Here is a 4,690-nt window from a genome sequence, read left to right on the forward strand (position 1 = left end):
CGAACAGCAGCGCGCCAAGGCGGTTCTCCAGGGCCTTCACCAGTTTGCTCGCCGACTGTATGGAAATACCGGCACGCTCGGCGCCCTGGGTAAAGGACCCTTCGGCTGCCACGGCACTAAACACTCGCATCGCGTGTATGACGTCCATACTTTCCCTTTTTAGTGGATAGTTATTCCATTATTCATCTATTTATCAATTTTTTAAAGAACTTAAAGTGTCTCTCGTGGACGGAGTGACCCGCCACCTGAAAACAACATCACACTTATACAGAGGAATACACCGATGAAACTGTTTAGCCACCCACTGTCCGGCCACTCCCACCGCGTCAGGCTCGCGGCGAGCCTGCTAGGGCTCACGCCAGAAATAATCGACGTCAACCTGCTCGCTGGTGCACACAAGCAAGCGGAATTCCTGGCTCTCAATCCCTTCGGGCAGGTCCCGGTACTGGAAGACGGGGACGTCACCCTGTACGACTCCAACGCGATTCTTGTCTACTTGGCCGCGCGCTATGACGACAGCCGCCGCTGGTATCCGCAGGATGGCGAGACGCAGGCCCACGTCCAGATCTGGCTATCCAGGGCAGCCAACGAGCTTGCCAACGGCGCCGCTGCCGCGCGCCTGGTCACGGTCTTCAAGGCGGGCCTGGATCACGCCGCTGCGATCAGCAAGGCCGAGGCACTCCTGGGCGTGCTGAACACGACCCTGGCCAATAGTGACTGGCTGGTGGGTGAGAACCCGACCATCGCCGATGTTGCCCTCTACAGCTACATCGCCCACGCCCCCGAGGGTGGCGTCGATCTTCGACCTTACACCGCGGTGACTGTCTGGCTGTCGAGAATCGAAGCCCTGCCCGGTTTCGTGCCGATGCAGATCACTGAGACCGACGCGCTCGCAGCACTTGCGGCGTGACGCCGGATAACTATCTGCTGCAACTAGCCACCGAGTGGCAGTTGACTATCTGCGAGCACCTCGACTGTTCAGATAGTCGGCCGCCTCCCGGTCATCCCCAAAACCCAAGCAATGAGGAACGCCAAGATGAACAAGACAAGGGGCTGGACTCGAGACACTTCACCTTTCCATCGTGGCGAGACTGCCGTCCAGGAACGCCTGGGTGTCCGTGAGGGCGCGGAGCGTCTCGGCCGGCGAGTAATCCGCGATTTCTTCCCCGAGCAGCACCGCGACTTTTACAGTCAACTGCCCTTCCTGATCGTCGGTACGCTCGATGAACAGGGCTCGCCGTGGGCGTCACTGATTGCGGGTCCCGAGGGCTTTATCAGCTCTCCCGATCCGCAGCACCTGAACATCGACAGCGCACCGCTGTACGGGTCGCCCCTCGCGCACCAGGCCATAAAGGGCGCCGCTATCGGCATGCTCGGTATTCTCCCCGAGGAACGCCGTCGCAACCGCGCTGCGGGACAGATCGTTCGGCGCAGCGCTGACCGGCTCGAAATTGCCATCGACCAGGCCTTTGGTAACTGCCCACAATACATCCAGAGTCGGGAAATCGAAGCACTGCCAGGGCTAGCGTCCCCGGCTGAGCCTAGGCAGATTGACCAAGGAGAAAATCTGGATGAGGCTGCACGCCAGCTGATCCGCGAAGCAGATACCCTCTTTATTGCCACCGCCTATGGGGACCGTCAAGACGGCCCGCAGCTCGGCGCCGATGTCTCACACCGCGGCGGCCGGCCGGGGTTTGTGCGCGTTGATGACAACGGCGCGCTTATCTTCCCGGACTTCACCGGTAACAACCATTTCAACACCCTGGGCAATATCGAGCTGACCGGCCGCGCTGGCCTTATGTTCATTGATTTTGACAGCGGAGACCTGCTGTACCTCACGGGTCGCGCCACAATCATCTGGGAAAGTGAAGACATCGAGGCCTTCGCCGGCGCGCAGCGCTTCGTGCGCATAGAGCCGACGCAGTGGCGACGCGTGAGTAAAAGCCTGCCACTGCGTTTTCACTTTGACAGCTACGCACCGTTACTCGAGCAATTGGGTAGCTGGGAGGACGTCGATAAGCGCAGGGAGGAACTCAAATCAGAAGGCGCCTGGCAGACCGTGGAGGTTAGCCGTCTCGAACAGGAAAGCGCTGACATTCGCTCGGTGTATCTACGCCCGCTGGATGGCCCGGTCATCTCCCATGAACCCGGCCAGTTCCTGCCTGTTCGCCTGCCGATCAACGAGGGTGTCGAGCGTGTGTATTCCCTGTCATCTGCCCACGACGGGCGCTGGTATCGCCTGTCGATCAAGCGCGATGCCGACGGTGTGGCGTCTGCTTACATTCATGATGAACTAAAAGTCGGCGACCGATTTAAAGCCCGCATCCCGGCTGGACAGTTTGTTCTTGATCGAAAAAGCGCCCGGCCTGTGGTTCTGCTTTCTGCCGGCGTCGGGATCACCCCGATGCTGGCCATGGCACAGGCTCTGAGTGCCGAGGCCACAAGCAACGAGAGAATCAACGGTAATGGCCGCCCACTGTATTTCATCCACGGCACAAGCAATGGGGCTACCCATGCTTTCGGCGAAGAGCTCGCGGAACTTCGGCGACGCAACAAAAATCTGCGAGTGCATACCGCATACAGCCGACCGAGAATTGAGGATCGGGTGGGCAGGGACTTCAATGCGGTGGGCCGCGTGAATATCGACTTGCTGAGGTCAGTGCTGCCTTTCGATGATTTTGATTTCTATCTCTGTGGCCCCGGGGAGTTCATGCAATCCCTGTACACCGACCTGAGGAACGCTCAGGTTCCCGACGAGCGCATACGTTTCGAGGCGTTTGGTCCATCGACGGTGAAGCGCAGCATGCCGAAGACCGAGCCCGAAGAAAACGCTCAGCCGCTCAGCGTTGAATTTGCACAAAGCGGCATCGTGGCCCAGTGGACACCGGCCTCCGGCACCCTGCTTGAACTGGCAGAAGCCAATGGCATTGATGCTGCCTATTCATGCCGCTCTGGAGTATGTGGAGCCTGCGCCACCAAGCTTGACACTGGCAACGTTGACTATGTCGAGCAGCCCGCCGCAGAGCTTGCGAGCGGCGAGGTACTGATCTGCAGCGCGCGACCCCGCACGCCGAATTCGCAAGAACCGGAGCCGCTGGTGCTGCAGCTCTAGCAGCTCACGCCCTGCGCAATCTACCGTAGCGGGACATGGCGCAGGACTGCTTGTATAACAACACCTTGACCTTCCATCTACTGGAAGCCTAATACTGTATGGGTATTCAAGAGCAATAGGTCTCACCATGGAAAGCAACAGATCACTAACTTTCGGCGTGCGGGAGATGAGCTGCGCCTCATGCGTTGGGCGTGTGGAAAAAGCCCTAGGTGCTGTACCCGGGTTGCAAGAAGCGCATGTAAACCTTGCTGCAGAAACGGCCACTATCAGCTTCAATGATACCTTTGAGGCCGCTGACGTAACCGCAGCACTGGACGCCGCTGGTTATCCTGCTGAGCTGCGAACATATCGCTTTAGCATAGAAAACATGTCCTGTGCGTCATGTGTTGGCCGTGTCGAGCGTGCCTTGGCGGTCGCTCCTGGTATCGCTTCTGTTGTCGTCAACCTGGTAAAGGAGGAGGCGACCGTTCGGGTGATCGGAACGTCCCTGTCGCCTGCTGACATTGCCCAAACTGCTAATGCGGCGGGATATCCAGCTACTCTGGTCACCGATCTGGTCACCGATCAGGTCACCGATCAGGGCGCAGCAGATGCGACCGCAGACCGAAAGGCAGAAGAGGCGGCTCACCTGCAACGCATGACGCTGGTTGCCGCAGTCCTGACCATGCCCGTCTTTATCCTTGAAATGGGCAGCCATATGGTTCCCGTCATTCATGACTGGATAATGGACACCCTGGGCATGGAGATCAGTTGGACGATCCAGTTTGTCCTAACGACGATTGTTCTGGCGTGGCCCGGAAGGCAGTTCTACCTCAAAGGTTTCCCTGCGCTCTTCAAAGGCGCCCCCGACATGAACTCTCTGGTCGCACTTGGGTCGTCGGCTGCATGGGGGTTTTCCGCAGTGGCCCTCTTTGTGCCGACACTTTTGCCCGATGGCACGCGCGCGGTCTACTTTGAAGCGGCAGCGATGATTGTGACGCTCATTCTTTTGGGTCGCTTTCTTGAAGCGCGTGCGAAAGGACGTACCGGCCAAGCAATCCGCAAACTCGTTGGCCTGAGGGCCAAAACTGCGCAGGTGGAACGGGATGGGCAGCTGATCGAGATACCTGTCGACGATATCGGAGTCGGTGATCTCATCCAGGTGCGTCCAGGCGAAAAAATTGCAGTCGATGGGGTTGTCATCAAAGGAATGTCTTACGTCGATGAAAGTATGATTACGGGTGAGCCTACTCCAGTAGAGAAATCCGCTGACACCGAGGTCGTGGGCGGCACTGTTAACGGCACTGGCGCACTAACGTTCCGGGCGACCAAGGTGGGTGGCGATACGATGCTAGCGCAAATTATCCGTATGGTTGAAGACGCGCAGGGCGCAAAATTGCCCATACAGGATTTGGTCAACCGTATCACTCTCTGGTTCGTACCAGCAGTCATTGGGGTCGCCTTGGTAACTTTTCTGACTTGGTTACTGGTTGGCCCCGATCCTGCACTTAGCTTTGCCTTAGTGGCGAGCGTCGCCGTTTTGATCATCGCCTGTCCTTGCGCAATGGGGTTGGCCACGCCCACGTCCATCATGGTGGG

The 4,690-nt window shown here is 58.4% G+C and carries 4 protein-coding genes; 3 read left to right on the forward strand and 1 reads right to left on the reverse strand.

What is annotated here, in order from left to right; genetic code table 11:
* The coding region (locus tag ACI9KD_RS16815) for a helix-turn-helix domain-containing protein (protein ID WP_414982327.1) at window positions 1-148 on the reverse strand (148 nt) is incomplete at its 3' end.
* 135 nt (window positions 149-283) lie between these two features.
* On the opposite strand from ACI9KD_RS16815, the gene ACI9KD_RS16820 reads away from it, so the two are divergent.
* The 3 genes from ACI9KD_RS16820 to ACI9KD_RS16830 all read left to right on the forward strand — a co-directional run.
* On the forward strand, window positions 284-910 hold the full coding sequence (locus ACI9KD_RS16820; RefSeq protein ID WP_414982324.1) for a glutathione S-transferase family protein: 627 nt from the start codon (window positions 284-286) through the stop codon (window positions 908-910).
* A 126-nt stretch (window positions 911-1,036) separates the two neighbouring features.
* Window positions 1,037-3,112, forward strand: coding sequence for a pyridoxamine 5'-phosphate oxidase family protein (locus tag ACI9KD_RS16825; protein ID WP_414982325.1), 2,076 nt, complete (start codon window positions 1,037-1,039; stop codon window positions 3,110-3,112).
* 193 nt (window positions 3,113-3,305) lie between these two features.
* The coding region (locus ACI9KD_RS16830) for a heavy metal translocating P-type ATPase (RefSeq protein ID WP_414982326.1) at window positions 3,306-4,690 on the forward strand (1,385 nt) is incomplete at its 3' end.

The sequence above is a fragment of the Congregibacter sp. genome (assembly GCF_047617445.1).
Classification (GTDB): domain Bacteria; phylum Pseudomonadota; class Gammaproteobacteria; order Pseudomonadales; family Halieaceae; genus Congregibacter.

Coding starts and splice junctions, on each gene's coding strand:
- ACI9KD_RS16825 (WP_414982325.1), top strand. CDS start 1,037: ATGAACAAGACAAGGGGCTGGACTCGAGACACTTCACCTTTCCATCGT.
- ACI9KD_RS16820 (WP_414982324.1), top strand. CDS start 284: ATGAAACTGTTTAGCCACCCACTGTCCGGCCACTCCCACCGCGTCAGG.